Below are 26,775 nucleotides of genomic sequence, written 5' to 3'. Positions count from 1 at the left end.
CCGACATCCGCGTTTCGACCCGGTCAGCATCCCGGTCCGCGCTCGATGCACACCGGCTGAGCACGGGCGAGCGGTGCCGCGCTCGCCCGGCCCGGCAAAAACCCGTCTGTTCGATGGTTCGGCGCGGCGCATCGTCTGGTACGCTACCGCTTCACGGTACGCGCCGCTCCGGACGCGGCCCTCTTCTTCACGCGCGTAGGCCAGCGCATGCTCGAACGAAAAGCCCATGGTGACGCGCCGACCGAACATCGTGATTGCAATCAGTATCGTGCTGGCCAGTGCGATTCTTGCGATCGCCGTGTGGGTGCTGGCACAGATGCGCGACGACGCATTGCGGCGCGCCCAGGATTCGGTCTTCAACGTGTCGCTGCTGGTCGAGCGCGACGTGTCGCGCAATCTGGAGATTTACGATCTCTCGCTGCGCGCGGTGATCGACGGTCTGAAACAGCCCGGCGTACTGGAGCTGGATCCGGCCATCCGCCAGATGGTGTTGTTCGACGGCTCGGCGAGCGCCAAAGACATGGGCTCGATCCTCGTGACCGACGAAGCCGGCAACATCAGGTTCGACTCACAAGCCACGCCGCCACGCCGCGTCAATCTCGCCGACCGCGATTACTTCAAGGTGCAGCGGGACTCGCCCAACGTCGGTCTGTACATCAGCCACCCGTTCATGCCCAAGGTCAGCGGCAAGGACATCAGCATCGCGATGAGCCGGCGCATCACGCGGCCGGACGGCGGTTTCGGCGGCGTGGTGGTCGGCACCATGCGCCTCACTTATTTCCGCAGGCTGTTCGACGGCATGCATCTCGGCGCCGGTGGTTCGATGGCACTGATGCTGAGCGACGGCACGATGCTGATGCGGCGTCCGTTCGATCCGAAAATCATCGGGATCAATCTGACCGGCACCGCCAACTACTCGCGCTTCACCCAGCAGCCGAGCGGGGACTTCTTCGGCACGGCGGCGATCGACGGCGTCGAGCGCTGGTACGCGTTCCGGCATATCGACATGTATCCGCTGATCCTCGACGTTGCGCTGTCCACGCACGATATCTACGTGGAATGGCGGCACCGCGCGTGGATCATCGGCTCGCTGATCGCCGCGCTCGACCTCACGATCATCGCGCTGGCGATTCAGTTCTCGCACCAGTTGCGGCATCGCCGCGCAGCCGAAGAAGAGTTGCGCGTGCTGGCGCGCACCGACGGGCTGACCGGCCTGAACAATCGCCGCACTTTCGAGGAACACGCGGAAGATGAGTGGCGTCGTGCGCAGCGCAACGCGTGGCCACTGTCGATGCTGCTGATCGATGTCGACAGTTTCAAAGGCTTTAACGACCTATACGGTCATTCCGCGGGCGACGATGCGCTCACGGCCGTGGCCCGCTGCATCGCGCAGAGCGTGCGGCGTCCGGGCGATACGGCGGCGCGCTATGGCGGCGAAGAGTTCGCCGTGCTGCTGCCGGACACCGACGAAACCGGCGCAGCTTTCATCGCCGAGAAGATTCGCGCGGCGGTCCAGGCGCTTCAGCTTCGCCACGTGGCGAGCTCGCACCATGTGCTGACCGTGAGCATCGGTATCGCCACCACGCGAGGCCAGGCATTCGCAACGAGCCGCGCCCTCCTGAACGCCGCCGACGACGCGCTATACGAAGCCAAAGATGCGGGCCGCAATCGCGTGCTGTGCTATCGCACCGTGACGCACAGTTCGCCCTTGGGCGGCGCCGCGGTGACACCCCGCACCGAAACGCGCAACTCCGTCTGAGAGACGTGACATAAATTTACCCGGGTAATATCTTGTATTTGAATTTAACCCGGATATAATTCGACAAATTCTTCATTTGGAGTTTGTCATGACCGTTCATCTGCACACCTGCACCGCGTTCGAAGGCCATCGCCGCATCGCCTCCGGCGCTTTGCCCGACGTGGCGCTAGCGGTGAGAGAAGTGCTGGCGCGCGGCGAACAGGCGCCGGTTCTGGTCTTCGACGACGTCACCAGCCGGCCCATCGAATTCGATCTGCGCGGCACGCCCGACGAGGTCGTCGCGCGGTTAGCGAGCCAAGATGACGGCGCCCAAACCGCTCACGCCGCCGACGACGCCACAGCGGACACGCCACGCGGCCGTGGCCGGCCCAAGCTCGGTGTGGTGGCGAGAGAAATCACGCTGTTGCCGCGTCATTGGGATTGGCTTAATGGACAGTCGGGCGGCGCGTCGGTCGCTCTGCGCAAACTGGTCGACGCGGCGCGCGTGGCCGGCGAGAACAAGGACCGTCAGCGCGCGGCGCAGGAAGCCGTGTATCGCTTCATGACCGCGCTGGCCGGCAATCTGCCGCGCTATGAAGATGCGACCCGCGCGCTTTACGCCGACGACCGTCCGCGTTTCGACGAGATCGTCGCGGCATGGCCGCAGGAGGTGCGCGATTACACCTTGCGACTCGCGAACACCGCTTTCGCGACGCACGCGTAAAAACAAGCAACTCGCAGCGCCGTTGCAAGCGGCGCGAGCACCGAATCGCACAGACAAAAAAAACCGCTCGCGCCGGGGAAGCGCGAGCGGAAAGTCGGAGAGTTACAACAACATCGCATGCGCCCACTCATGGGGGTCGACGCAGCAGAGCGAGTCTAAGAGCTTGCACTCACTCCTATACATCAGACGAATCCCAAACTTGTCTCCGATAGTCATGCCCGCATGGCGTCCCGCGCGCAGGTCCGGTGCGCTAAGCATTGCTTACAACATCCTCTCCCGGTTATTCCTGATATTTCCCTCATCAAGTCCCTGTGATGGCCGCCGTAAATGAGGTGGGAGCTTCGCCACGTATCCGACAGATCGCGAAATGTTCGCGACGGCGTGGCGGCGCGAGCGTCCCGTCGTGACTCATGAAGGATGGTGAAATGAAGTGGTTCGACCGCATGCCCGTGTTCAGGAAACTGCTGCTGGCGTTTGCCGTGGTGATTGGTTTTTGCGTGGTGATCGGCGCGACGTCGCTGAGTACGCTGTCGTCCATGCACGGCATTACCGACGCCATCTGCGATAAACACATGGACGGCCTGTACTGGATGGAAGAGGCGAACCGTCACAAGATCGATTCCGATCTGGCCGCCGCGAATCTCGGCTACGCCGCCGACGACGCCGGCCGTCAAAAGTTGAAGGACAGCATTGTCGGCTCGCTCAAGGAGATGCACGCGGCCTACGACCAGTATCGCGCGACGATCGAAACGGGCAAGGGTCAGGAGATGTTCGACAACGTGCTGCGCAAGTCGGCGGTGTGGGAAAGCATCGTGCATCAGCAGATCGGCCTCGAGCCGATTCCGGCGGGCGTCGACAACAACGAACTCGTGCGTCGCGCGATTGCGTCGAGCGAGGCGCTGCGCGATCGCATCACCGCGCTGATCGACTATCGCCGTCAGCAAGCCAACGACGCGCAAGCGGAAGCGTCCACCGACTATCAGCACATGCGCATCGTCATGAGCGCGCTGGTGCTGGGCGCGATCGTCGCGGGCATGTTGCTCGCCATGGTGATCGCACGTCGTCTGGCCGGGCAGCTCGGCGGCGAACCGGATTACGCGATGCAGATCGCCAACCGCATCGCGGACGGCGACTTGAGCGTGCGCGTCGAAACCCGCGCCGGCGACTCACACAGCTTGTTGTTCGCGTTGCGCAACATGCGCGAACGGCTGGCCGGCATCGTGTCGGGCATCAGCGAGTCGAGCGAATCGATTTTGATGGCGTCGGGCGAAATCGCGCAGGGCAATACCGATCTGTCGCAGCGCACCGAAGAGCAGGCCGCGGCGCTGCAGGAAACCGCGTCGAGCATGCAGGAGCTGACGTCGACGGTGAAGATGAACGCCGAGAACGCACAGCGGGCGGGTGGCGTGGCGCACGGCGCGTCGGAAGTCGCGGCGCGCGGCAGCCACCTCGTCGGCGACGTGGTCGAAACGATGCGCGAATTGGCGGCCGGCTCGAAGCGCATGACGGACATCATCGCGGTGATCGAAGGGATCGCGTTCCAGACCAACATCCTCGCGCTGAACGCGGCGGTGGAAGCAGCGCGTGCCGGCGAACAAGGACGCGGCTTCGCGGTCGTGGCCGGCGAAGTGCGCTCGCTCGCGCAGCGCAGCGCGGTGTCGGCGAAGGAGATCAAGGAGTTGATCGAAAGCTCGACCGCACGCGTAGGCAGCGGTGCTGAACTCGCCGAGCGGGCCGGGCAGACCATGGCCGAAGTCACGCATGCGGTGAAACGGGTGACCGACATCATGGGCGAGATTTCGTCGGCGTCGCAGGAGCAAAGTACCGGCATCGAAGAGGTCAATCGCGCTGTCGCGCAGATGGACGATGTGACCCAGCAGAACGCGGCGTTGGTCGAGCAGGCGGCGGCCGCGGCGGCGTCGATGGCGGATCAGGCGAGGCAGCTGCAGGCGGCCGTGACGGTGTTTTCGCTGAAAGCGCGGCACGGCTGAGGGCGCCGATGACGGTAACATCGCGCTGGATCGCGCGCGCCGCTGCATGCAACATGGCTGCCCAGCGTCGTTAGAGAGCCTCGACTCCGGTGTTGCGAGCAATGCGGCTACGCGGCCCGGCGGCACCGACAACAAACCACGGTCCTCACCGCCGCAAGCAACGCGGACAGCGCCACGCCATACCGCGGCATTCATCCATGCCTCGCCGCGCATTTCCCCGAGCTTGCCAGGCCCAAGGGCACTCCGTACACTCGCGCCTAATTCCTGGGCGGCGCTTTGTTCCGGCGCCGCGCCACCATACATAGCGCCGAACAGAGGAGAACCCCCGCCATGGCCGATTCCTACTTCCCCCGCTGGCGCGCGCAGTCCGCGGCCGCCGAGGGCCGCATCGTCGGTACCGACGAGCGGCTCGCGTGGCCGCAGATGTTTGCGATGGGCGTGCAACACGTCGTCGCGATGTTCGGCTCGACGGTGCTCGCGCCGTTGCTGATGGGCTTCGATCCGAACCTGTGCATCTTCATGTCGGGCATCGGCACGCTGTTGTTCTTCGTGCTGGTGGGCGGCCGCGTGCCAAGCTATCTCGGTTCGAGCTTCGCGTTCATCGGTCTCGTGATCGCCGTCACGGGTTATGGTGGGCACGGCCCGAACCTGAACATTCCGGTCGCGCTGGGCGGGATCATCGCGTGCGGCGTGGTGTACGCGATTATTGGCCTGATCGTGTCAGCGGTCGGCACCAAATGGATCGAGACGCTGATGCCGCCGGTGGTGACGGGCGCGATCGTCTGCGTGATCGGTTTGAATCTGGCGCCGATCGCGGTGCATGGTGTGAGCGGCAGCAACTTCGATTCGTGGATGGCGCTCGTCACCGTGCTGTGCGTGGGCGCGGTCGCGGTGTTCGCGCGCGGCATGCTGCAGCGTCTGCTGATTCTGGTCGGCCTGCTGATGGCGTATGTGATCTACGCGATCGTCACGAACGGTCTCGGCATGGGTAAGCCGATCGATTTCGCCATTGTCGCGAACGCCGCGTGGTTCGGCATGCCGCACTTCACGGCGCCGGTGTTCAACATGCAGGCAATGACCCTGCTCGCGCCGATCGCGGTAATTCTGGTGGCGGAGAACCTCGGGCATATCAAGGCAGTGAGCGCGATGACGGGCCAGAATCTGGACCGCTACGTCGGCCGTGCATTTCTCGGCGACGGACTCGCGACGATCGTTTCCGGCTTTGCCGGCGGCACGGGTGTCACAACGTATGCCGAAAATATCGGCGTGATGGCCGTCACCAAGATCTATTCGACGCTGGTCTTCGTGATCGCTGCGTTGATCGCACCGGTGCTCGGTTTTTCGCCGAAGTTCGGCGCGGTGATCCAGACCATTCCGGGGCCGGTGCTGGGCGGCGTGTCGATCGTCGTGTTCGGGCTGATCGCCGTGACCGGTGCGCGCATCTGGGTCGTGAACAAGGTGGACTTCTCCGACAACCGCAATCTGATCGTGGCCGCGGTCACGCTCGTGCTCGGCGCTGGCGATTTCTCGTTGAAGCTCGGCGGTTTCGGTCTCGGTGGTATCGGCACCGCGACGTTCGGCGCGATCATTCTCTATGCGCTCCTGAGAAGGAAGCCGGCGCAAGGTCCAGTGGCGTGATTTTTCTCGCGCGCTGAACCCACTTGTCTTTGTGAGTTCGTCGGCGGCGCAGGCTTCTTCTTTCGCATGTTGTCTTGATCGAAGAAAAGGCCGTTGCCGCCGCCGGCATCGCAACTACACGGCGCGAGCGCATGTTACTTTCTCCGCGCCGTTAGCGCAGTCTCCGACAAATCCACTTCCCGCATCAGCTTGTTCAACGTCTCGTCGTTGATCTCCTGACTGCTGCGCAGTTCCAGCAGCGTCTTGCGCTCGGCTCTCATGGCGGCAAGCTTCATCCTGAACTCCAGCGCGTCGGCACGGCGCGCCAGCTCGCGCGGTTCGCGTTCTTCATTGAGCGTGGCGAGGCGGCGCCGATAGAGGTCCATCACCCGCGCGGTGACGTCCGCCGCATACGCCGAAGCTGACTCGTCGAGATTCGAGCACTCCCTGTCGTGCACCTCGTCGACGGCGCGAATCGCGGCTTGCGCGGCCATGGTCCGGGCGAGCGCTTCTTCGGCGGCATGCGGATCCTTGCCGCGGCGCCAGCCGCTCAGCAACAGTGGTAACCCAACCACCGCCACGATCAGCGAGACCAGAATCACGCCGCATGCGATGAAGATCGCGAGATCGCGGCCCGGCAACGCGGCGCCACCCGGCAACACCTCCGGCAACGACAACACGCCCGCGAGCGTCACGGCCCCGCGCACGCCGGCCACCGTCGTCACCGCAGCAGTGCGCAAACCCGGAACGGCGTTCGCCACGCCTTGTTTCGCGGCGCTGCGGCTTGCGAAATAGCGCAGCAGCCACACCCACACGAAGCGCATCGCGTACAGGGCGCCCGCCACTGCGGCGATGTAGCCGATCAGCCGCCAGACCTGCGCGTTACTGGTCTCGTGCGCGTCGAGCAGGGCCCGGCCGAGAATGTGCGGAAACTGCAGCCCCAGCAGAATGAACACCATGCCGTTGAAGACGAACTCGATCATGGTCCACGTGCTGCTGGCGCGCACTCGCGATGACGCCGGCCCGGCGGTCACAATGGTCGTGTAGTTCATCATCATGCCGGCGGCGACCGCGGCGAGAATGCCCGACAACTCGAAACGCTCGGCGACCAGATAGGCGGCGAACGGAATTAGCAGAGTCATCACGACGCCGGGCGCCGGATCGCCTTCTTCGGTGAGATTCAGAAAGTGGGCGGACACGTAGCCGAACAGCCAGCTCACCGCCGCACCCGTCGCGAGGCCGCCAACGGCGATGATCACGAAACTGATCGACGCGTCGCGCAACGAAAACACGCCGGTCAGCGCCGCGGCAATCGCGAACTTCAACGCGACCAGTCCCGAAGCGTCGTTCATCAACGCCTCGCCTTCGAGGATGTGCATCAGCCGCCCCGGAATCTTGCCTTTGCCGGCGATGCCGGACAGCGCCACCGCATCGGTCGGCGACAACACCGCGGCCAGCGCGAACGCGACCGGCAGCGAGATCGACGGCACCAACGCGTGCACGAAGTAACCGACCACCAGCACTGTCATGAAGACGAGGCCGAGCGCGAGCATCAGGATCGAGCGGCGCGCCATGAAGAACTCGCGCTTCGGAATGCGCCAACCGTCCGCGAACAGCAGCGGCGGAATGAACAGCATCATGAAAATGTCCGGATCGAAGGTGACGTGCAAGCCGAGCCTCGGCCACGCGAGGATTGCGCCGATCGCGATCTGCACGAGCGGCAGCGGCAACGTGATCGGCAGGATGCGGGTGAGGACGCCCGACGCGGCGACGGCGAGCAAAAGAATCAATACGGTAAAGACAATGTCCATCGGTCTATTTCTGCGGATATAACGGTATGACTTCGGTGATCTTCGGCGAACGGCCACGCGATGCTGACGAAGCGTAAGGCCGCAGTTTAGCCCGATGAAGCGTGACGTATCGCTCCGGGCGACATGCGGCCCTGTCAGCGAGATGAACCCGTGGTCGCTACGGCGCGGCGCACCTTAACGGTGCGCGCCGCGCCCACGCGCGGCGCATGCTCCCTTACACGGGTCAATCTTTCGGACAAATTTCATCGGAATGTGCGTCAGCGTGCGCATGGAGCTTGCTTAAGGTATATCGATGACGCACATTTGAGAAACGGCGCCGAGGTTGTTCGCTTCCGCGTTCGGACCGGCCCGGCTCTCGCGTGAGAGGACTTGCATGACGATTGCGCAACAGGAAAGGACGGCCAGCGCGCCACATGGCTTCGGTGTCGAGATGACGTCGGGGCTCGAACGTTTTACGGTGCAGCACGGCGAACTCACGCTGAGCAGCGTGTTTCAACCGATCTTCAGCCTGTCGCATATGCGGGCGGTCGGTTACGAAGGGCTGCTGCGTGCGCACGACGCGCTCGACCGGCCCGTGTCGCCGCTCGACGTATTCGGAGAGGCCGCGCGCCTCGGCGATGTGCTGCAGGTCGACAGGCTGGCCCAGACACTGCACCTGGAGAATTTCAAGGTACTCGGCGCGGAGCGCGAGTGGTTGTTCCTGAACGTGCATCCGGGCGCGCTCACCGATCCGTATCTCGCCGCCGCGTTGCTGGCCACACTCAAGCGGCTCGATCTGCCGCCGCGGCGCATCGTGCTCGAAGTGCTGGAGCATCGTGCTGAAGACCTGGAGCGTCTCGCCGACGCCGTGCGCCAGTTCCGCGAGCGCGGCTTCCTGATCGCACTCGACGATTTCGGCGCGGGCCACTCGAACGTCGAACGGATCTGGCAATTGAATCCCGACATCGTCAAGCTCGACCGCATCATGCTCTCGCACGCCGCGCATCGCGCCGACATGGCGACGATCCTGCCGGGCCTCGTGGCGCTGCTGCACGAAGCGGGCAAGCTGGTGCTGGTCGAAGGCGTGGAAACGGAGCATGAAGCGCAGATGGCGCTCTCCTGCAACGCGGACTTCGTGCAGGGCTTTTTCTTCGGCCGTCCCAACCCGGGCGCGGCCGATGCGTTGCACGCGACCACATGCATCAGCGAACTCACCGAGCGTTATCGCGATCAGGCCGACGCGCGTGAGCGCCGCAACGCCAGCCGGCTCGCGCCGTACTTGCGTGCTTTCGAGCGGGCGGCCGAGCGGCTCGGTGCCGGCGAACCGCTCGAAGAAGTGTGCTGGAATTTTCTCGCGCTCGATCATGCCGCGCGCTGTTTCCTGCTCGACGCGAAGGGCAAGCAGGCGGGCCGCAACGTCGTGCTGCGCGCCGATCGGGCGGCGCATGAAACGCGCTTTCTGCCGCTTGCCGACGCGCAAGGCGCGAACTGGCTGCGTCGTCCGTATTTCCGCGATGCGATCAATGCGCCGGAGCGCGTGCATGTGACGCGGCCGTATCTGTCGATCAACGAGGCGTTGCCGTGCGTGACGCTTTCGGTGGCGACGCGCGTCGGCGAGCAGACCTGCGTGTTGTGCGGCGATATCGACTGGATGGATGAGTAGCGGTTCTGACATCATGTCGTTTTTAACGACACTCAGCCGCGCTTATGTCCGTCCTCCTTGAAGTCATTGCAACGACCGTTGCGGACGCGCGCCTGGCCGCGCAAGCCGGCGCCGACCGTCTCGAACTTGTCACCGCGATGGGCGAGGGCGGCCTGACGCCGAGCCTCGGACTGATCGAAGCGGTGGTGGCGGCGGTCGAGATTCCGGTGAACGTGATCGTACGGCCGCATAGCCGCTCGTTCGCGTACGACGCCGACGACTACGCAGTGATGCTGCGCGACGTGCGCGCGGTGAAAGCTGCGGGCGCGAATGGCATTGTGATCGGCATGCTGGACGCAGCGGGAGAGATCGACCGCGAAGGCCTCGCACGTGCGATCGATGCAGCGGATGGACTGGCTGTCACCTTCCATCGCGCGTTCGACGAAGCGCGGGATTTGCACCGCTCATTGGATGTGCTGCTTGGTTTTGACGCGGTGACGAATGTGTTGACCTCGGGTGGACAACCTTCCGTGCTGCACGCGGAAGACATGATTCGCGAGCTGGTCCAGCAGGCGGCCGGTTCGCATTGCACCGTGTTGGCTGGAGCCGGTTTGACGGTCGATGCAATTGCCGGCTTCGTGAGCAGAACACAAGTTGAAGCTGTGCATTTTGGCTCGGGCGTGCGCGTGAACAGCAACGGTCTCGCGCCGGTCGATTCAGACAAAGTTGCAGCGGTCCGCGCACTGTTGACGAGCGCATGACTCAATAGCTAAAACAACGAAGCAAAGAAAAATGCCGCTTCGAGATCGCTCTCGAAGCGGCATTTTATTTGCCTGCATCTACGTGACCCTAACCTACTTCGCCACGACCACCGGAATCCCGCGCAACTGCCCCGCGCCCTTTATCTCTTCCAGCGATTTCCGCACCGACTCACCCGTCGCCGCTTCGATCTGCAAACGTGCGGCGAGATCGCGCTCACCCCGCTTCACACCCGCCAGATTCGCAAGTTTCACGTGACCATAACCGCGCACGCGAGCATGCAGGTCAGCCAGTTTCGCCACGTCTTCCAGATTGCCGGCATCGAGCCTGACAAGCGCACGCTGCAACGTGGTTTCATAATCGCCCGCGAGTTCGCGTTCCATCTTGCGTTCCAGCGTGCGGCCGAACGGATCGAGCATCGTGCCGCGCAGGCTTCTGAATTTGGCCAGCGTGCCGAGCACCGGCCACATCCATTGTCCGAAGGTTTTCTTCACCGGATTCTTGCCGGGCTCAGGACGCGTGAGCGTCGGCGGCGCGAGATTGAACTTGATGCCGAAGTCCTTGCCGGCCACGCCTTCAAATTGCGCTTCCAGTGCTTCGCGGAATGCGGCATCCGTATGCAGGCGCGCCACTTCGTATTCGTCCTTCACCGCGAGCAAGCGGTAAAACGTGGTCGCAACCGCGCGCGTCACGCGCTCGCTCTTCGCATCCACCGCGGTTTCCGCACGACGTGCCGCATCGACTAGCGCGCGATAGCGCTTCACATAGCTCGCGCCGCCGTATGTCTGCAGACGTCCTTCGCGATGCGCGATCAGTTCGTCGAGCGTATCGACGCGCGCGCTCTGCTTCGCGAGATGCCGCGCTTGCCACAGTGCTTCGAGCGCGGCCGGATCTTCGGCAGCGAGGCGGCCGATCGAAAACGCCAACTGATTCATCTGCACCGCGACGTTGTTCAATTCGATCGCGCGCATCATCGCGCCGAACGACACGGGCACCAGACCGAGTTGCCAGGCATAACCGAGCATCAGAATGTTCGCGCCGATGGTGTCGCCGAGGAATCGCGTGGCGAGCGCTTGCGCGTCGCACGTCGACATGCGCTCCGGGCCGGCAGCATGACGCATTTTGTCGAGCAGCGCGTCGGCGTGCAGCGTCGCGTCCGGATTCGTCACGAACGTGGCGTTCGGAATTGCGTGCGTGTTCACGACGATGCGCGTGCGGCCATGACGCACCGTTTGCAGCGCATCGGCGCTTGCACCGACTACCATATCGCACGCGAGCAGCACGTCGGCCTGTTGCGTGTCGATGCGCACCTGGTTGAGCCACTCGTCGCGCGCGGCGAAGCGCACGAACGACAGCACCGAGCCGCCCTTTTGCGCGAAGCCCATGAAGTCGAGCACCGACGCGCTCTTGCCTTCCAGATGCGCCGCCATGCTGATCAATGCGCCCACCGTCACGACGCCCGTGCCACCGACGCCCGTCACCAGAATGTCGTACGGCGCGGCGTCGAGATGCGTCGCTGGAATCGGCAGTGCTTCGACGCGTGCGGCCAGCGCTTGCGGATCGAACGCGGCGCCCGCGGCCTTCTTCAGCTTGCCGCCTTCCACCGTGACGAAGCTCGGGCAGAAGCCGTTCACGCACGAATAGTCTTTGTTGCACGACGATTGATCGATGCGGCGCTTGCGGCCCAATGCCGTTTCAACCGGTTCCACCGACAGGCAATTCGATTGCACGCCGCAATCGCCGCAGCCTTCGCAGACTTCCTCATTGATGAAGAGCCGCTTGTCCGGATCGGGGAATTCGCCTTTCTTCCGGCGCCGGCGTTTTTCTGCCGCACAGGTCTGGTCGTAGATCAGCACGGTCACGCCGTCGGTGTCGCGCAATTGGCGTTGCACGGTGTCCATCTCGCCGCGATGGTGAAACGTGGTGCCCTTCGGGAACTGGTCGTGATGGCCGTCGTATTTCTCCGGCTCGTCGCTGACCACGACGAAGCGCGACACGCCTTCGGCTTCTACCTGACGCGCGATCTGCGGCACCGAAATGCTGCCGTCCACCGGCTGTCCGCCCGTCATCGCGACGGCGTCGTTATAGAGAATCTTGTACGTGATGGTGGCTTTCGCGGCCACGGCCTGGCGGATCGCCAGAATCCCCGAATGGAAGTAGGTGCCGTCGCCGAGATTCTGGAACACGTGACGCGTTTTCGTGAACATCGAATGCGATGCCCAGTCCACGCCTTCACCGCCCATCTGGATGAGACCGGTCGTGTCGCGCTCCATCCACGACGCCATGAAGTGACAGCCGATGCCCGCATGCGCGATCGATCCTTCCGGCACTTTGGTCGAGGTGTTGTGCGGGCAACCCGAGCAGAAGTACGGCGTGCGCTTTACGCTGTCTGCGGCGTTAGAGAGAATTTGCGGCGCGACCAGATCGACCACGCGTTCGCGACGATCGAGCGCGGGCTTGTGCTTCGCGAGCCAGTTCGCGAACACCGGCAGAATGCGCGACGGCCGCAATTCGCCGAGCGACGACAGCAGCAGCGTGCCGTCTTCAGCGTTCTTGCCGATGACGATAGGCCGCGTGCCCTGCGTGCGGTTGTACAGATAGTCCTTGATCTGCTGTTCGATGACCGGGCCTTTCTCCTCGATCACCAGCACTTCGGACAGGCCGGAAACGAACGCGTCGATCCGCGTCATCTCCAGCGGAAACGACAGGCCGACCTTGTAGATCCGCACGCCGGCCGCTTCCAGGTCGGCGACCGTCAGATCGAGGCGGCGCAGCGTTTCCATCAGGTCCAGATGCGCCTTGCCGCAGGTCACGATCCCGACGTTCGCATGCGGACTCGGCGCAATCCATTTGTCGATGCTGTTCACGCGCGCGAAGTGGCGCACCGCGTCGAGCTTCGCGTGCATCCGCGATTCGATCGTCAGGCTCGGCAGATCGGGCCAGCGATTGTGCAGCCCGCCGGCGGGCGCTTCGAAATCCTGCGGCGCGGCCCAGTCGGTGCGCAGCGCGTCGAGATCGACCGTCGAGCCGGATTCGACCGTCTCGGAGATCGCCTTGTAACCGACCCACGCGCCCGAAAAGCGCGACAACTCCCAGCCGTACAAGCCGAACTCGAGCATGTCGGCGATGTTCGACGGATTCACCACCGGCATATGCCAGGCCATCATTGCGAAGTCGCTCTGATGCGGCATCGATGACGACACGCAGCCGTGGTCGTCACCCGCCACCACCAGCACACCGCCGTGCGGCGACGAGCCGTAGGCGTTGCCGTGCTTGAGCGCATCGCCGGCGCGATCCACGCCCGGGCCCTTGCCGTACCACATCGCGAACACGCCTTCGACGGTGCGCTCCGGGTCCGATTCCACGCGCTGAGTGCCAAGCACGGCAGTGCCGCCGAGCTCTTCGTTGATGGCGGGCAAAAAGCGGATATCACTCGCCGTGAGCAGTTTTTTCGCTTTCCACAACTGCTGGTCGACCATGCCGAGCGGCGAGCCGCGATAGCCGCTGATGAAGCCGGCGGTATTCATGCAGCGCGCCTTATCGGCGGCGCGCTGCATGAGCACGAGACGCACCAGCGCCTGCGTGCCGGTCAGGAAAATCCGGCCGCGCGTCGCGGTGAGATTGTCGGAAAGCTTGTAATCGGCCAGTGCGGGCGTGCCGTCGATGGGCAGGCGAGCGGTCATGGGTGAGTCTCCGTTTTATTGCATCCGCGCGCGGTGGTGGGGACACGAAGGTGGCGCAGCGAAAGAGACTCTATTTTTTAGCGCCAATGAGAGAGAATTTTTTCTACTTTGGCCGGGCGGTCGCAAATAGGCGCGAAGACCCGCGCGTTTTAATGAAGTTTTGAGATGGATCTGCTGCGCGGTGTCTGCATTCGGGTAAGCCCTGGTGCGTTTCGAGGGCCAATCGGGAAGAGCGCCGCGCGCGCGAGAGAAGTGCAGTACGCCACGATTCGGCTTACGGCGCCGGCGCTGCCGACCTGACGGCGGAAATGGGCGCCTCGTTGAGCGGCTCGATTTCGTCGAAGCGCGCGTAATCGATATGGCTCACGCCGTCCTGCTCGGTCATGATGTCCGCGAAACGGTGGTGCCAGTAGATCTGTTCGCACGGCCACGTGTGACGCGCCTGCATGGTTTGCGATGTCGATTCGTCGACGCCTTCCAGCGTCAGAATCAGCATCGTGTCGCGGCGCTTGAGCGTTTCAGCGGTTTCGCCGAACAGCGGACTGTTTTCATCGACAATGTGCATCAGCGTCCAGCCCAGTTTGAACACCGGGTGTTGATCCCGCACGAGAGTCAGGTCGTAAAGTTTACGCAGCGTATAGCCTTCGGCCGTGGTCTCCTGGCGCATGATGCGCAGGTTGGCGCGCGCCTCGGCGATCACGTTTTGACGGGCATTGGCCGCGCGCACCATTAGCGTCATGCGACCGTCGAGCGGCCGGATCACCGCGTAGCGTGTGAACATGATCTTGGCGTGCGGCCGCGAGAAACGTGCAAAGATCAGCCCTGTCGCCAACGCGATGCCGGACATGCCGACGAAAATTTCCAGCGTGGCGACCCAGTGCGCGTAGACGGTTTGCGGATGCATGTCGCCGTATCCGACCGTCGCGAGCGTTTCGACGCTGAAGAAAAACGCGCCGCCGAAACCTGCGGGAAACTGATTGGCGATCGGCGCGTTGCCGAGCATATAGAGCGTGGCGAATGTCGTGTTGAGCAGCACGAACAGGACGGCGAGCGAAGCGAAGAACGTCGGCCAGCGCACCACCAGAGCGCGGTGGTAGAGATCCTGCCAGAGCGGCGTCGGCATGCCATGCGCGATGATCACGCGATCGTCCAGACGCAACTCCCGGCTGCCGCGTGGGCGGCGCGCCGACGCGCGCGCTTCGGCGTCGCCGAAGCCGGAAGGACGGTCTGACGGTTCAGTCGCCATCGCAGGCTCGAGGAAATGAAAACGGCCAAAGCGTAGCACGACGCTTTGGTCACGGACGGTGATTTTCGGCGTGGCGCACGGGCGCGTAAAAGTGCGGCAAAGCGGGCGCGGTGGGGTGCGCGGCTTGCTCGCTAGAACGCTACATGCGCCGGCGGCCGAAGCGCGGAGGGCTCGCCGCGGACTGTGCTTCATACAAGCCACGTTTAACCGCGCCATCGTGCCAACAGCGCGCACTGAAAACACTTACCCAATCACACACACGCGGCACTGCGTTCGCGCGCTTCAAACTTACGGAAACGCTCGCGGCTTGGGAATGCCCGCGCCGTGTTCGATATCGTCGACGGCTTGCTGATGAGCCGCCGCGACTGCTTCCGTTTCGTCGCCGTAGCCGTTGTCGCCGCCTACCGTCGTCCAGGATTTGACGGCTTTCTCGCGATGGCGGATCTCATATTCAGCGTCCCAGCGGGCACCGTTGAGTTCGAGCGGGCGGACGTGAATCGAATACACGCCGTAGAGAAAGAGCTGTTCAGCCATGACCGCCTCCGGCCGGTTGGTTCAGGATGGCGCAGCGCGAATACAAACGAAAACGCGAAAGACGCGGCGCCGGTTGCTGCCTAAAGTTCGATTTCTCCCAGGATGCGATGAGCAAGCGCCTTGGCTTCCTCGAGCGCTTCTTCCGGCGTCGACGAAGTGGCTTCGACTTCGTAGAGCGTGGTTTCCTGATCGGCGGTGGCGTCGCCTTCGTCGCGCGAGAGGGTGACCACGCCCTGCCAGGTGTCTTTTTCTACTTCTCTTGTCGAGGCAGTGGCCGTGTAGATGCCTTTGGTGTAGGTGATGTCGTCCATGGCGTCTCTCCGTCTTCCGAAGGTTTCGGTTTTTTCATCCTAGCACGATGATGGAGCTTCCGTTCTCCGTCCGACGGCGCTCCATCCAGCGACAATGCGCGCCGCACAAGGCAACAGAATTACAGCAGCGCGACCACCTCATCGAGCGACGGCGCGTGCGCGCCGGCATGCCGGCAAGCGGCCGCGCCAGCGGCCAGCGCGAACGCAAGGTGCTCCGGCCAAGCCCGCTGCGGCGCGGTCATCAGGCTGAACAGCAAGCCGCCGATCGATGCATCGCCCGCGCCGACCGTATCGACCACCTCGACACGCGGCGGCCGCGCCTGCGTCACCATGGCGCCGTCGATCAGCACGGCGGTCTCCGGTCCGCGCGTCACCAGCACGGTGGCGGCCGGATTCATGGCTCGCAACTGTGCGAGCGCGCCGGCTTCGTCGTCGGTCTTGAAGATCAGGCGCAAGTCTTCGTCCGACACCTTGATCAGATCGGCGAGCGCGGCCATTTTTCGCAACGTGGGTTCGTAGCCGTGCTCCATCAGATTCCGGTAGTTCGGATCGAAGCTGATCTTCACGCCTTGCGAACGCAGCTCGGCCGCGAGCGTGGCGAGCGTGTTGCCGATTGGCTGCCGCACGAGGCTGATGCAACCGAAATGCGCCCATTTCACCTGACCCATCCAGCCCGCCGGCAGTTGTGCCGGATCGAAGGCCAGATCGGCACTGTTCTCGCCCATGAAGAAGTACGCGGGCGGATGCGTCTGATGGACGATCGCCAGCAAGGGCGGCCGCTCCACGCGCTGCATGAAGCGCATGTCGAGCCCGGCCGCGACGCTTGCGTTCCACAACTCATCGGAGAAGTTATCGACGCCTAACGACCCTGCGCACGCGGTCGGCAGACCGAGCCGCGCGACGCAGCGCGCCACGTTCCAGCCGGCGCCGCCAGGACGCGAGAGCCATTGTGACGCGCCTGTGCGGACGAGATCGGTGAGGATGTCGCCGGCCGAGACGAAGAAGGGAAATTCGTGGTTCGCGTTCTGATTGCTCATTTTGTTTGCTCCGCGGATTCGGGCGCAGCGGCCGCCCCGTCGGGCAGCGCGTGGGCCAGTACTTCGTAGCACGCGCCCATGGTGTGATAGTCGGTCTTGCCGGCCGGACTTTTTTCGTCGCTGTATTTGCGGTTGTCGCAGGTGAGGATGCGATACCACGCGCCATACTTGTGATCGACGAAATGCGCCCAGCTATAGCGCCAGATCTCGTCGTACCAGTCCCAGAAGCGTTCGTTGCCGGTGCGCTTGCCGAGCAGCGCGGCGGTCGCGAAGGTTTCCGCCTGGACCCAGAAATACTTGTCGTGGTCGCACACGGTGCCGTCGGGGCCGAAACCGTAGTAAAGGCCGCCGTGGTCTTCGTCCCACGCGTGCGTCATGGCGGCGTCGAACAGTTCAATGGCGCGCGGCAGCAGCCACGGCAATGGACGGAAGCGCTCGAGAATCAGCAGCAGTTTCGCCCATTCGGTTTGATGCCCAGGCTGGAAGCCCCACGGGCGGAAGATGTTCGAGCTGTCTTCCTCGTTGTAGTGCCAGTCGACCGACCAGTCCGCGTGAAAGTGCTCCCACACGAGACCCTGCGACAGCTTCGCCTGGCGCAGCGTGATATTCGACGCCACCCGCTCCGCGCGATCCAGATAGACGAGATGGTGGGTCGCTTCGTGCGCGGCGAGCAGCGCCTCGGTGGTGTGCATGTTCGCGTTCTGGCCACGGTACGAACTGACCCGCCAGTCGGGCGACGCTTCGTCGGCGTAGAGGCCCGCGGCGGCGTCCCAAAAGCGGTGTTCCATCAGCTCGAAGGTCGCTCCGATCATCGGCTTGGCTTCTTCGATGCCGGCCATCGCCGCATGCGAATAGGCGAGCAGGACGAAGGCGAGGCCGTAGCAATGGCGCGTCGCGTCGAGCGTGCGCTTCTTGCCGTCCTGCCACTCGATCTCCCAGTCGTAGCCTTCGTGCTGGGCGTCCCAATGCGCTTCGCGCAGGAATCGCAAGCCGTGGCGCGCGTATTCCAGATGCTGAGGGTCGCCGAACTGGCGAAACGCCATCGCGTAGTTGAAGACGTAGCGGCAGCTGCTCACCAGGTGCCGCGTGGTTTTGTCGTAGACCGAACCGTCGTCGCGGAAGAAATGGAAAAAGCCGCCGCTCGGGTCGAACACGTTCGGCGCGTAGAAACGCAGCGTGTCCTGCACATGCGAGAGCAGAAAGTCGCGCGAGCGGAAGCTCTCGACGGGCGGCGCCGCAACGGCGCCGTTAGCGGGGTGAAGCGGATCGGATTGCGTCATGGCATTTTCACCAAAGTACTGGCACGGGCAATGAGATGGACGGGCAAACGGACTTCCAGTTCGGCAGGTGCGTCTTCAAGCAGCAGCTCGACGCCGCGCCGGCCGAGCGCTTCCTTGTCGACCGAGATGGTCGACAGCGGCGGCGTGGCATGGGCGGCGGCCGGAATGTCGTCGAAACCGATGATGGCAATGTCCTCGGGCACGCGTAGTCCGCGTGCGAGGCACGCGCGCAGCGCGGCGAGCGCGGCGGCGTCGTTGTAGGCGAACACGGCGTCCGGGCGCGGACCCGGCGCGTCGAGCAATTGATGCATGGCGCGCGCTGCGCCGCTGTCGGGGTCGAGGCCGGCGTCGATCGTCACTTCGAGCGACGGGTCGAACAGCAAGCCCGCTTCGAAGAACGCGCGCCGGTAGCCGAGCGCGCGCTGCGCGATGCTGAAGTGCGCGAGCGAGCCGCCGATGAACGCCACGCGCTTGCGCTGCTGCTCGAACAGATGCCGCATGGCGAGCGTGGCGCCCGCGGCGTTGTCGAGATTCACCGAGCGCATGCCGGGCGCCCACAGGTCGATCAGCACGAGCGGGCGCTGCATGGCCACCAGCGTGGTCAGCGTTTCCGGCTCGACGAAACCGGCGATTGCCACCGCGTCCGGCGCATGCAGGCGCATCTGCTGGATCACGTCTTCGGTGGGACCGGCAGTCAGCACGGACGGCACGATACCGCGCTCGCGGCAGGCGTCTTCCACGCCGTGCAGCACGTGCGAGAAGAACGGACTGACGGCGAAATTATTGTGCTGACGGTGCAGCAGAAACGTGAGCCGGCGGATGCGCGGGCGCAACTGGGCAGCGTCATAGCCAAGCTTGCGCGCGGCTTCGACGACGCGCTCGCGGGTGGCCTCGGAAAGGCCGGGCTGGTTTTTCAGTGCGCGTGAGACGGTGCCGATCGACACGCTGGCCGCGCGGGCGACGTCGCGGATGGTTGTGGCCATCGAATCAGGGCCGCGCAAGGGCGGCCGCACGGTGTTTGGGTTCGGGCGATTGTATAGTAAAACCGCGCTAAAACTGCCCGAAAAACACTCGCTCGACACCCGGAAATACCCGTAGGTGTTGGAGTTGGCCCGGAATATGCTGTTTAGTAAAAATAGCTAAACAATGTCCGATGCGTGATCTGGATGCCGCTCTCACTCAAGCGAAACGTGAACGGCTTCGGCCTGTCCACGCAACAAGGCGACGCTTTCGTCGGCGTCGATCAGCACGAAACCGCTCGTTTCGTGCTTCGCACGGCGCTTGGCCAGCGCCGCTACGGAGGCAATCTCCTCGCTGCTATAGAGCGACGGGCCGTCGGCGGGTTCGACTCGCACGCAGCCGATCGCCATCGTCACGAAACCAAAGAAGGTCGGATTGCCGCGCCGGTCCTCACCGTGAATGCCGCCGGCGAGGCGATCGGCCGGCGCGTAGAAGCGTTGCGCGCCTTCGTTGAACACGTGGATCGCGCGCAGCACGCGCTCGCGCCAGTCGTCGCTCTGGAACAGGATCAGGAAGTCGTCGCCGCCTACGTGGCCGAGAAAGTCGCGGGTGGGGTCGCATACGTCGGCGAGGACGACGGCGGCGAATTTCAGGACTTCGTCGCCTTGCCAGTAGCCGTACTGGTCGTTGAACGGCTTGAAGTGGTTCAGGTCGACGTAGCACGCGTAGAAGCCGGCGTCGTTGCCGAGCAGGCGGGCAATGTGCGAACTGATCGGGATGTTGCCCGGCAGGAAGGTCAGCGGATTTGCGTAGCGCGCGGCTTCGATGCGCACCTCGGTCACCGCGCGCACGAGCTTCTCGCCTGTGCCGAGGCCGACGTACTTGCCGTTGTCGGTGATGACGAAGCCATCGGCGAGATAGCGCTGATCGTCGCTTCCGAGGAGCTTGGCCATCTGCTCCACGGTCATCGATTTCTCGATCACCACCGGCGATGCATTGGCGAAAAGCAGGCAAGGGCGCTTGCCGAATAGCTCACGGTGATACGGCAGCGCGTAGCGGTCCATGAAGCTGCGCCGGTTGATCAGCGCGACCGGCTCGTCGTGTTCGGCGACCGCGACCGCATGCAGGTCGGGCAGGCGGTTGAACAGTTCGAGCACGTCGTTGTTGGTCGCCTGGCGCGGCAGCGCGGGCGCATGCACCAGCATTTTTTCCGATGCCATGCCGCCCGAAGGCGATGCGCTGCTCACCGTGCGCGTGGTCTCGGGGAACACGGCGATGTGGCCGGCGCGCAGCGCGTCGCGGGCGTCGTCGGTCACCTGGCGGGCCGGTTGCGCGTGCGGACGGCCGAAGAAAAATCCCTGCCCGCAGCCGATCCCCATGTCGCGCACCACGATCAGATCCGCTTCGTTTTCGATGCCCTCGGCGACGAGCCGCGCGCCGCTCGCGCTGGCGAAGTGCTGCATCGCGCGCACGGCCTCGAACTTCAGCGGGTCGCTGGCGATGTCGTGAATGAAGAAGCGGTCGATCTTCACGACGTCCGGTTGCAGCCGCACCCACAAGCTCATGCTGGCGTTCGCGGTGCCGTAGTCGTCGAGCGCGAATTGCGCGCCGGTTGTGCGCAGTGTCGTGATGACCGGCAGGAAACTGCCCACATCCAGAATCGTGCTTTGCTCGGTCAGCTCGACCACGATCCGTTGCGGATCGACGCCGCGATGACGCAGCAGCGCGAGCGTGTCGTCGCGCGCCTCGGCCAGCTGGCGCATCGCACCCGCGCTGAAATTCAGAAACAGCTTGCCGTCGAAATCGAGCCGCGCGAACGCTTCGATGCAGGTGCGCGCGGCGGCGCGTTCGAGCTCGATCGTGCAGCCCTCGGCGAGCGCTTGCGCAAACAAGGCGAACGGCGCTTCGAGCGGCGTGCCGGCCGGGCCGCGGATCAGACCTTCGTAGCCGAGGATCGCGCCGTCTTCGAAATCGATGATCGGCTGGAACACGGCTGACAGCTCACGCCGGGCGATCAACTCCTCGATGCGCGGCGCGGCGGATCGGGAGGGCGAGCGAGGTTGCATGGCGGGTAGGCGTAGCGTTCGACCTTCGGCTTATCGGCCGGGCTTGCCTGGAATTAAATGAAGTTTCAATGAACCGTTGCACCGGGTTGGTGCGGTGGTTGATCCGGTCGAGTCGTTCTGAGGTTGGCTCCGTCCGGCTTCGCGTTACCAGGAATCGGCCTATGCCATCCGGCTGAGGCGACAGCAGCGCCGTTTGCGCGTGAAATAACAAAAAAGCCGCGCGAGGCGGCTTCCTTAAATGACGCTCAGGGAGGGCGCTTATGAATGTCCTGTTTGCATTGCGCGCATATTCACCGGCGGGCGACGGCGGCGGTCCGCTCGCGCGAAGCGGCGTGGGTCTCGCCGCTCGTGTCGCGGGCGCCCCAGCGCTGCGCGAGCGCGGCGCACACCATCAACTGGATCTGGTGGAACAGCATCAGCGGCAAGACGACGGCGCCCACCGCATGCGAGGCGAAGATCACCTTAGCCATCGGCACGCCGGCGGCGAGACTCTTCTTCGACCCGCAGAAGATGATGGTGATCTGGTCCGCACGGCTGAAGCCGAGCCGCTTGCTGACGAATATCGTCACGGCGAGAGCCAGCGCGAGCAGCACGACGCACAACAGCAGCAGACCGCCGAGCGCGGAGAGCGGAATCTGATGCCACAGGCCTTCGTTGACCGCCTCGCTGAACGCGCCGTACACCACCAGCAGGATCGACCCCTGGTCGACGAACTTCAGCACGCCGCGATTGCGCTCGATCCACTTGCCGATCAGCGGGCGCAGCAACTGCCCGGCCACAAACGGCACCAGCAGTTGCAGGACGATGTTGCCTACCGTATGCCACGGCGAAGCGCCGCCGCCGGCCGCCTGATTGGTGACGACGAGGCTGACGAGCGCGGGGGTGATGAAGATGCCGAGCAGGCTCGAGGCCGACGCGCTGCATACGGCAGCCGGCACGTTGCCTTTGGCAATGGACGTGAACGCGATCGACGACTGAACCGTAGACGGCAGCGTGCAGAGGAAGAGGATCCCCGCATAGAGCGCCGGCGTGACAAGTGGCGAAAGGAGCGGTTTAAGCGCGAGGCCGAGCAGCGGAAAGAGCGCGAACGTGCTGAGCAGCACTACAAGATGCAGGCGCCAATGCGTGGCGCCCGCGATAATCGCTTCGCGTGAGAGCTTGGCGCCGTGCAGGAAAAACAGCAGGCCGACTGCAACGTTCGTCACCCAGTTGAACCCGACGGCGGCCTGCCCATGAACCGGCAGCAGGCTGGCAAGAATCACGGTGCCGACGAGGCACAGGGTGAAGTTGTCGGGAAGCAGTTTCGGGCGAGCCATGTCGGAATCTCGATTCGGTAACGCGGAAGAGCGGGCGGGACGTGCGCGTGAAACCGCCGTCCCAGCCTTATGGGAAACGCTATTGTTGTTGATTTTCGATTAAATATGCAAATTCATTTGCCGAATCGATTAATGAGGGTTGTGCATCAACCAGCGTGCTTACATAAACTCAGACAGCGCCATGATTCACGCTTCAGTATTGGCGACGTGATCTGTTTGGTCCATGCCGTTTTGACCATCAAGGCGAAAATCCACTCACGATTCGTCATACACAAGAGCGCGTAAGCGGTCTCTCCAAGTCATTGAAAGCCAGCGATTTCAGGGTTTTCACGCAAGGGCTCTGTCGCAGAAAAACGTCGCAGTAACAAGGTGTTACATCCGCGTCCGGGGCCTAACACTTTTTGGCTCGACACCCTTTGCCCGCACCCATAAATTACGGTTCAAAGGCCGTCGGGATACCCGGTGCCGCGATGTCGTCGCAGCGCTCGTGCCAGTCCCAAAACAAGTCCGTCGCAACTCGAACGGTGGGCTTCAGGCAAGTCTTCGGGTGTGAGAGTCACTGGGTGGACGGGTTGTCGAGAACGAGGCACTGGGCGTTGGGCGCGGTCATCGCTGCGCTGTGCTCGTTCGCCTATGCAAAAGCGCCAGGTGTGCCACACGGCGGCGGTGGCGGCTATTCGCATGCCGAGCCGAATCACGCCGTGCGCGGCGAAATGCGAAACGGTGGCCGCTACTACGGTGGGGCCGCGGCAGCATCCGCGCGCAATGCGGTGGCCGATCGTAACGCGCGTCTGCCGCATGGCGGAGCGAACTTCGCGGGCGGAACTTACGCCGACGGTTTCGACATCTACAAGCCTGGCGTGCGCCGCGTCGCCGGCCCGGCAGGATACGCAGGCGACGGTCGCGGCAACATGCAGTACGCCGGCGCCATCACCCCAGTCAGTGCCGAATCGCGCACGGTGCCGCGCCCGCCGCCCAATGCGCCGGTTCGCGCCGGCTCGATTCGCGCCGACATCGCCCGTTACAACGAAGAACGCGGTTCGCAGCGCGCCATGCAGCGCCAGTCCGACGACCCGCGCCAATCGGAAGGCTCGCCTTACCGGAACTAGCCGATGGCGCTGCGTGCGCTGTACGTTGCATTTGTTGCGTGAGCAACCAGTGTTTGCCGTTCAGGCTGTGCACGCACACATTCTGTTTCTATCTCCCTGCCGCTTCCACATTGTTCGAGTGCCCCGTTTGGGTATCTGACCGCTCCCTCACGCTTGCGTCATGGCAAAACGGACGCGGGGCGTCTCTGTCCATTTCGTCCTCCCAAATTCTCACCGCTTCGTCCCGCCGCACCACTTCGCCTGCCTTTCAAACCGCTTCATAGCGGCCTTCCGCCTCGCCCTCATCCCTAACGCCCACGATCAATGTGACGTTTCGACGCCACACTTTTTTGAAAACACTCGGCAGCACACCCTCTCCCATCGTCAAATTTGGTCGTTTCTGCGGCGGTGCGTCATCAGCATGTCACGTGAGGCGTTATCAACCCGTCCGCTGCAAGGTGAGCAACGCTTTGCGCGCTGCGGCAAAACTTGCGGCGGCACGGCGAGCGCGCTATCGGGCAAGGCTTTATCAGGCCGATAAGCGACAAAACTAATCAGACCGATATACCGGCAATAACCAACGATATTTTTGTTCATAAAAATGGTCCGCAAAGATGGTCCCGCCCAGATTGGCTCGACGATCGAACGGACAACAACAATGATTCGCGCGAGCTCCCCCTTTCGCACAGCCACACCCCTTTTGACAAAGACAGGAGAACCCATGAAAACAAGCATCAGCAGTGCGCTGAAGACCACCCTCAAGGCAACCGCGTGTGCCGCTCTGCTGGCCAGTGCATCGTCTGCTTTTGCGCAATCGAGCGTGCAACTCTACGGTCAGGTCGACGAATGGGTCGGCGCGCAGAAATTCCCGGGCGGCAAGACCGCGGTGCAGGTCGCGGGCGGCGGCATGTCGACTTCGTACTGGGGCTTGAAAGGGGCGGAGGATCTGGGCAACGGCTACAAGGCGATCTTCGCGTTGGAAGGGTTCTTCCTGGCGCAAAACGGCCAGTACGGCCGCTTCACGGGCGACACGATGTTCTCGCGTAACGCGTACGTCGGTATCGAGTCGCCCTACGGCACGGTCACGGCCGGCCGTCTGACGACGCCGCTGTTCGTGTCGACGATTCTGTTCAACCCGTTCATCGATTCGTACCAGTTCTCGCCGATGGTCTGGCACACGTACCTGGGTCTCGGCACGTTCCCGACCTACTCGACGGATCAGGGCGTGACGGGCGATTCGGGCTGGAGCAACGCGGTGTCATACTCGTCGCCGAACTTCAACGGTTTTAGCGCGACGGCCATGTACGCGCTCGGCAACACGACCGAGAACGGCGCGAAGAAGTGGAGCGGCCAGGTACTGTACTTCCACGGCCCGTTCGCGGCCACGGCGGTGTATCAGTACGTGAACTTCAACAACGTGCCGAGCGACCTCGGCAGCTTCGGCACGTCTGGCGTGCCCGGCCTGAAGAGCCAGAGCGTCGCGCAAGTCGGCGTGTCGTACGACCTGAAGTTCGTGAAGTTCTTCGGCCAGTACATGTACACGTACAACGACCAGCAGGTCACGAGCTGGCACGTGAACACGGCGCAAGGCGGCGCGACGGTGCCATTCGGCCCGGGCTCGGTGATGGCGTCGTACGCCTACTCGCGCGACGGCGGCGGCTTCGACCAGACCCGTCAGACGGCAGCGCTCGGCTACGACTATCCGCTGTCCAAGCGCACGGACATCTACGCCGCCTACATGTACGACCACATCTCCAACCTGTCGAGCGGCAACACCTACGGCGTTGGCCTGCGCGCAAAGTTCTAAGCTTCACGGCCGCGCCGCGCGACACCTGCTTGCAGGGTTCGTGTGGCGGCCGCATCAGTTTGATCTCCAAGCCCGTCTTCTTCGGAAGGCGGGTTTTTTTGCTTCTGCGCCTCGGTCTTCGTGCGTTGGGAAGCCGTTTTACCGACCAGGCTTTGATAAACCCGGCAAAATGGCGTCGATTGATTCCCAAAGCGAGCGATTGAGATGGATACCCTCGTCAGCATGAAAGTGTTCCGCCACGTGGTCGAAGTCGGCAGCTTTGTCGGCGCGGCTGAACGGATGGAGATGTCGGCGGCCATGGCGAGCAAGCATGTGATGCACCTCGAACAGCAACTCGGCGCGCGTCTGCTGAACCGCACCACGCGGCGGGTCGCGCCGACCGAGGCGGGCCGCGAGTACTACGAGCGTCTGAGCCAGGTGCTCACCGAACTCGAGGAGGCCGAGCAGGTGGTCGGCGCGGCGAGCGTCGTGCCGCAGGGGCGTTTGCGGGTGTCGTCGCTGTCGGCGTTCGGCTTGAGCCACGTGATGGCCGCGGTGGCCGACTACGCCGCGCAGTATCCACAGGTCACTGTCGACATAACCTTGTCGGACCGCGTGGTCGAATTGATCGACGAGGGTTTCGATGTCGCGATCCGCGCGTCGCCGAGCGGGCTGAAGTCTTCTTCATTGATCGCGCGGCAGATCGCGACCGCGCACCTCGTGCTATGCGCGTCGCCCGCGTATCTGAAGCGGCACGGCACGCCGAAGACCGTCGCCGATCTGGCCCGCCACAACTATCTGCAGTACGCCGGTGTGTCCGCGCTCGAAATCGCGCCCGCCACCGGCGACGCCGCGCCGCGCGTGCGTCTGACGGGCAATCTGATCGTCAATCATCTGGAAGCGCAGCGCGTGATCGTGCTGCAAGGCGCGGGCATCGCGATGCTCGGCACCGAAGTGATCGGCGACGATCTGGCCGCTGGGCGTCTCGTGCCGCTGCTGGTGGACGAGGTGCCGCCGCGCGAGCTGCCCATTCACGTGGTCTACGCGAGCCGCCGGCATCTGTCGGCCAAGGTGCGCTCGTTTGTCGACTTTCTCGCCGAGCGGTTCGCGAACGAATCGCTGTGGCCGTCGCTCGAACAGATCAAGGCGTTGGCGGTGCGCTAGGCCGCCCAGGCCACCGCGGCACCCTGACCCGTTTCGCTATACT

At 63.7% G+C, this 26,775-nt stretch carries 21 protein-coding genes; 9 read left to right on the top strand and 12 right to left on the bottom strand.

Annotated elements, in window-relative coordinates; genetic code table 11:
* Positions 1–226 precede the first annotated feature (226 nt).
* From B0G75_RS07020 to B0G75_RS07005, 4 genes are all read left to right on the top strand, one after another.
* Positions 227–1,759, top strand: a complete 1,533-nt coding sequence (locus tag B0G75_RS07020; protein ID WP_106302466.1) for a sensor domain-containing diguanylate cyclase — start codon at positions 227–229, stop codon at positions 1,757–1,759.
* Between the two features lie 88 nt (positions 1,760–1,847).
* A complete protein-coding gene (locus B0G75_RS07015; RefSeq protein ID WP_106302463.1) occupies positions 1,848–2,462 on the top strand; it encodes a DUF2239 family protein in 615 nt (204 codons plus the stop codon).
* A gap of 425 nt (positions 2,463–2,887) precedes the next feature.
* On the top strand, positions 2,888–4,453 hold the full coding sequence (locus tag B0G75_RS07010; protein WP_106302460.1) for a methyl-accepting chemotaxis protein: 1,566 nt from the start codon (positions 2,888–2,890) through the stop codon (positions 4,451–4,453).
* Between the two features lie 330 nt (positions 4,454–4,783).
* A complete protein-coding gene (locus tag B0G75_RS07005; protein WP_106302457.1) occupies positions 4,784–6,091 on the top strand; it encodes a solute carrier family 23 protein in 1,308 nt (435 codons plus the stop codon).
* A gap of 134 nt (positions 6,092–6,225) precedes the next feature.
* Here the strand turns inward: B0G75_RS07005 and B0G75_RS07000 are convergent, their stop codons facing one another.
* Positions 6,226–7,881: a Na+/H+ antiporter gene (locus B0G75_RS07000; protein WP_106302454.1), complete on the bottom strand. Its 1,656-nt coding sequence runs from the start codon at positions 7,879–7,881 to the stop codon at positions 6,226–6,228.
* Between the two features lie 373 nt (positions 7,882–8,254).
* Between B0G75_RS07000 and B0G75_RS06995 the strand changes: the two genes are divergently transcribed.
* The gene (locus tag B0G75_RS06995; RefSeq protein WP_106302451.1) at positions 8,255–9,523 is read left to right on the top strand and encodes an EAL domain-containing protein; all 1,269 of its coding nucleotides are present in this window, start codon (positions 8,255–8,257) and stop codon (positions 9,521–9,523) included.
* Between the two features lie 44 nt (positions 9,524–9,567).
* Positions 9,568–10,263: a copper homeostasis protein CutC gene (locus B0G75_RS06990; protein ID WP_106302448.1), complete on the top strand. Its 696-nt coding sequence runs from the start codon at positions 9,568–9,570 to the stop codon at positions 10,261–10,263.
* A gap of 93 nt (positions 10,264–10,356) precedes the next feature.
* Here the strand turns inward: B0G75_RS06990 and B0G75_RS06985 are convergent, their stop codons facing one another.
* The 9 genes from B0G75_RS06985 to B0G75_RS06945 all read right to left on the bottom strand — a co-directional run bounded on the left by B0G75_RS06985 (position 10,357) and on the right by B0G75_RS06945 (position 22,694).
* On the bottom strand, positions 10,357–13,944 hold the full coding sequence (locus tag B0G75_RS06985; protein WP_106302445.1) for an indolepyruvate ferredoxin oxidoreductase family protein: 3,588 nt from the start codon (positions 13,942–13,944) through the stop codon (positions 10,357–10,359).
* 274 nt (positions 13,945–14,218) lie between these two features.
* Positions 14,219–15,190 (bottom strand): ion channel, encoded by a 972-nt coding sequence (locus tag B0G75_RS06980; RefSeq protein ID WP_106302442.1) that lies wholly within the window; start codon positions 15,188–15,190, stop codon positions 14,219–14,221.
* A gap of 288 nt (positions 15,191–15,478) precedes the next feature.
* A complete protein-coding gene (locus tag B0G75_RS06975) occupies positions 15,479–15,724 on the bottom strand; it encodes a hypothetical protein (protein ID WP_012431489.1) in 246 nt (81 codons plus the stop codon).
* 80 nt (positions 15,725–15,804) lie between these two features.
* Positions 15,805–16,035: a hypothetical protein gene (locus B0G75_RS06970; RefSeq protein ID WP_012431490.1), complete on the bottom strand. Its 231-nt coding sequence runs from the start codon at positions 16,033–16,035 to the stop codon at positions 15,805–15,807.
* 119 nt (positions 16,036–16,154) lie between these two features.
* Positions 16,155–17,072 carry a carbohydrate kinase gene (locus B0G75_RS06965; RefSeq protein WP_106302439.1) on the bottom strand — a complete coding sequence of 306 codons (918 nt, stop codon included), beginning with the start codon at positions 17,070–17,072 and terminating at the stop codon, positions 16,155–16,157.
* Positions 17,069–18,352 (bottom strand): AGE family epimerase/isomerase, encoded by a 1,284-nt coding sequence (locus B0G75_RS06960; RefSeq protein WP_106302436.1) that lies wholly within the window; start codon positions 18,350–18,352, stop codon positions 17,069–17,071. The genes B0G75_RS06965 and B0G75_RS06960 overlap by 4 nt, the downstream gene beginning before the upstream one ends.
* Entirely contained in the window at positions 18,349–19,335 is a 987-nt protein-coding gene (locus tag B0G75_RS06955) for a LacI family DNA-binding transcriptional regulator (protein ID WP_012431493.1), read from the bottom strand. Before B0G75_RS06955 ends, B0G75_RS06960 begins: the two co-directional genes overlap by 4 nt.
* A 192-nt stretch (positions 19,336–19,527) precedes the next feature.
* Positions 19,528–21,378, bottom strand: a complete 1,851-nt coding sequence (locus B0G75_RS06950) for a phosphodiesterase (protein ID WP_106302432.1) — start codon at positions 21,376–21,378, stop codon at positions 19,528–19,530.
* A gap of 290 nt (positions 21,379–21,668) precedes the next feature.
* A complete protein-coding gene (locus tag B0G75_RS06945; protein ID WP_106302429.1) occupies positions 21,669–22,694 on the bottom strand; it encodes a bile acid:sodium symporter family protein in 1,026 nt (341 codons plus the stop codon).
* A gap of 563 nt (positions 22,695–23,257) precedes the next feature.
* Here B0G75_RS06945 and B0G75_RS06940 point away from each other — a divergent pair.
* On the top strand, positions 23,258–23,803 hold the full coding sequence (locus tag B0G75_RS06940) for a hypothetical protein (protein ID WP_106302426.1): 546 nt from the start codon (positions 23,258–23,260) through the stop codon (positions 23,801–23,803).
* A gap of 363 nt (positions 23,804–24,166) precedes the next feature.
* On the opposite strand, the gene B0G75_RS40095 is transcribed toward B0G75_RS06940, so the two are convergent.
* A complete protein-coding gene (locus B0G75_RS40095; RefSeq protein WP_146142479.1) occupies positions 24,167–24,379 on the bottom strand; it encodes a hypothetical protein in 213 nt (70 codons plus the stop codon).
* A 124-nt stretch (positions 24,380–24,503) separates the two neighbouring features.
* On the opposite strand from B0G75_RS40095, the gene B0G75_RS06935 reads away from it, so the two are divergent.
* Positions 24,504–25,589 carry a porin gene (locus tag B0G75_RS06935; RefSeq protein ID WP_106302423.1) on the top strand — a complete coding sequence of 362 codons (1,086 nt, stop codon included), beginning with the start codon at positions 24,504–24,506 and terminating at the stop codon, positions 25,587–25,589.
* On the opposite strand, the gene B0G75_RS40090 is transcribed toward B0G75_RS06935, so the two are convergent.
* Positions 25,586–25,813, bottom strand: a complete 228-nt coding sequence (locus tag B0G75_RS40090) for a hypothetical protein (protein WP_146142478.1) — start codon at positions 25,811–25,813, stop codon at positions 25,586–25,588. The genes B0G75_RS06935 and B0G75_RS40090 overlap by 4 nt on opposite strands.
* Here B0G75_RS40090 and B0G75_RS06930 point away from each other — a divergent pair.
* A complete protein-coding gene (locus tag B0G75_RS06930; protein WP_106302420.1) occupies positions 25,794–26,732 on the top strand; it encodes a LysR family transcriptional regulator in 939 nt (312 codons plus the stop codon). The two genes, B0G75_RS40090 and B0G75_RS06930, sit on opposite strands and share 20 nt — an antisense overlap.
* The last annotated feature ends 43 nt before the right edge of the window (positions 26,733–26,775 follow it).

It is taken from the genome of Paraburkholderia sp. BL18I3N2, assembly GCF_003001875.1.
GTDB classification, from domain to species: Bacteria; Pseudomonadota; Gammaproteobacteria; order Burkholderiales; family Burkholderiaceae; genus Paraburkholderia; species Paraburkholderia phytofirmans.
The sequence above is the reverse complement of the archived record's forward strand: the minus strand, read 5'-3'. Positions and strand labels throughout refer to the sequence as shown.

Excerpts from the sequence above, each read along its gene's own strand:
- B0G75_RS07020 (WP_106302466.1), top strand. The coding sequence starts at position 227 with ATGGTGACGCGCCGACCGAACATCGTGATTGCAATCAGTATCGTGCTG.
- B0G75_RS07015 (WP_106302463.1), top strand. The coding sequence starts at position 1,848 with ATGACCGTTCATCTGCACACCTGCACCGCGTTCGAAGGCCATCGCCGC.
- B0G75_RS07010 (WP_106302460.1), top strand. The coding sequence starts at position 2,888 with ATGAAGTGGTTCGACCGCATGCCCGTGTTCAGGAAACTGCTGCTGGCG.
- B0G75_RS07005 (WP_106302457.1), top strand. The coding sequence starts at position 4,784 with ATGGCCGATTCCTACTTCCCCCGCTGGCGCGCGCAGTCCGCGGCCGCC.
- B0G75_RS07000 (WP_106302454.1), bottom strand. The coding sequence starts at position 7,881 with ATGGACATTGTCTTTACCGTATTGATTCTTTTGCTCGCCGTCGCCGCG.
- B0G75_RS06995 (WP_106302451.1), top strand. The coding sequence starts at position 8,255 with ATGACGATTGCGCAACAGGAAAGGACGGCCAGCGCGCCACATGGCTTC.
- B0G75_RS06990 (WP_106302448.1), top strand. The coding sequence starts at position 9,568 with ATGTCCGTCCTCCTTGAAGTCATTGCAACGACCGTTGCGGACGCGCGC.
- B0G75_RS06985 (WP_106302445.1), bottom strand. The coding sequence starts at position 13,944 with ATGACCGCTCGCCTGCCCATCGACGGCACGCCCGCACTGGCCGATTAC.
- B0G75_RS06980 (WP_106302442.1), bottom strand. The coding sequence starts at position 15,190 with ATGGCGACTGAACCGTCAGACCGTCCTTCCGGCTTCGGCGACGCCGAA.
- B0G75_RS06975 (WP_012431489.1), bottom strand. The coding sequence starts at position 15,724 with ATGGCTGAACAGCTCTTTCTCTACGGCGTGTATTCGATTCACGTCCGC.
- B0G75_RS06970 (WP_012431490.1), bottom strand. The coding sequence starts at position 16,035 with ATGGACGACATCACCTACACCAAAGGCATCTACACGGCCACTGCCTCG.
- B0G75_RS06965 (WP_106302439.1), bottom strand. The coding sequence starts at position 17,072 with ATGAGCAATCAGAACGCGAACCACGAATTTCCCTTCTTCGTCTCGGCC.
- B0G75_RS06960 (WP_106302436.1), bottom strand. The coding sequence starts at position 18,352 with ATGACGCAATCCGATCCGCTTCACCCCGCTAACGGCGCCGTTGCGGCG.
- B0G75_RS06955 (WP_012431493.1), bottom strand. The coding sequence starts at position 19,335 with ATGGCCACAACCATCCGCGACGTCGCCCGCGCGGCCAGCGTGTCGATC.
- B0G75_RS06950 (WP_106302432.1), bottom strand. The coding sequence starts at position 21,378 with ATGCAACCTCGCTCGCCCTCCCGATCCGCCGCGCCGCGCATCGAGGAG.
- B0G75_RS06945 (WP_106302429.1), bottom strand. The coding sequence starts at position 22,694 with ATGGCTCGCCCGAAACTGCTTCCCGACAACTTCACCCTGTGCCTCGTC.
- B0G75_RS40095 (WP_146142479.1), bottom strand. The coding sequence starts at position 24,379 with ATGAACAAAAATATCGTTGGTTATTGCCGGTATATCGGTCTGATTAGT.
- B0G75_RS06935 (WP_106302423.1), top strand. The coding sequence starts at position 24,504 with ATGAAAACAAGCATCAGCAGTGCGCTGAAGACCACCCTCAAGGCAACC.
- B0G75_RS06930 (WP_106302420.1), top strand. The coding sequence starts at position 25,794 with ATGGATACCCTCGTCAGCATGAAAGTGTTCCGCCACGTGGTCGAAGTC.
- B0G75_RS40090 (WP_146142478.1), bottom strand. The coding sequence starts at position 25,813 with ATGCTGACGAGGGTATCCATCTCAATCGCTCGCTTTGGGAATCAATCG.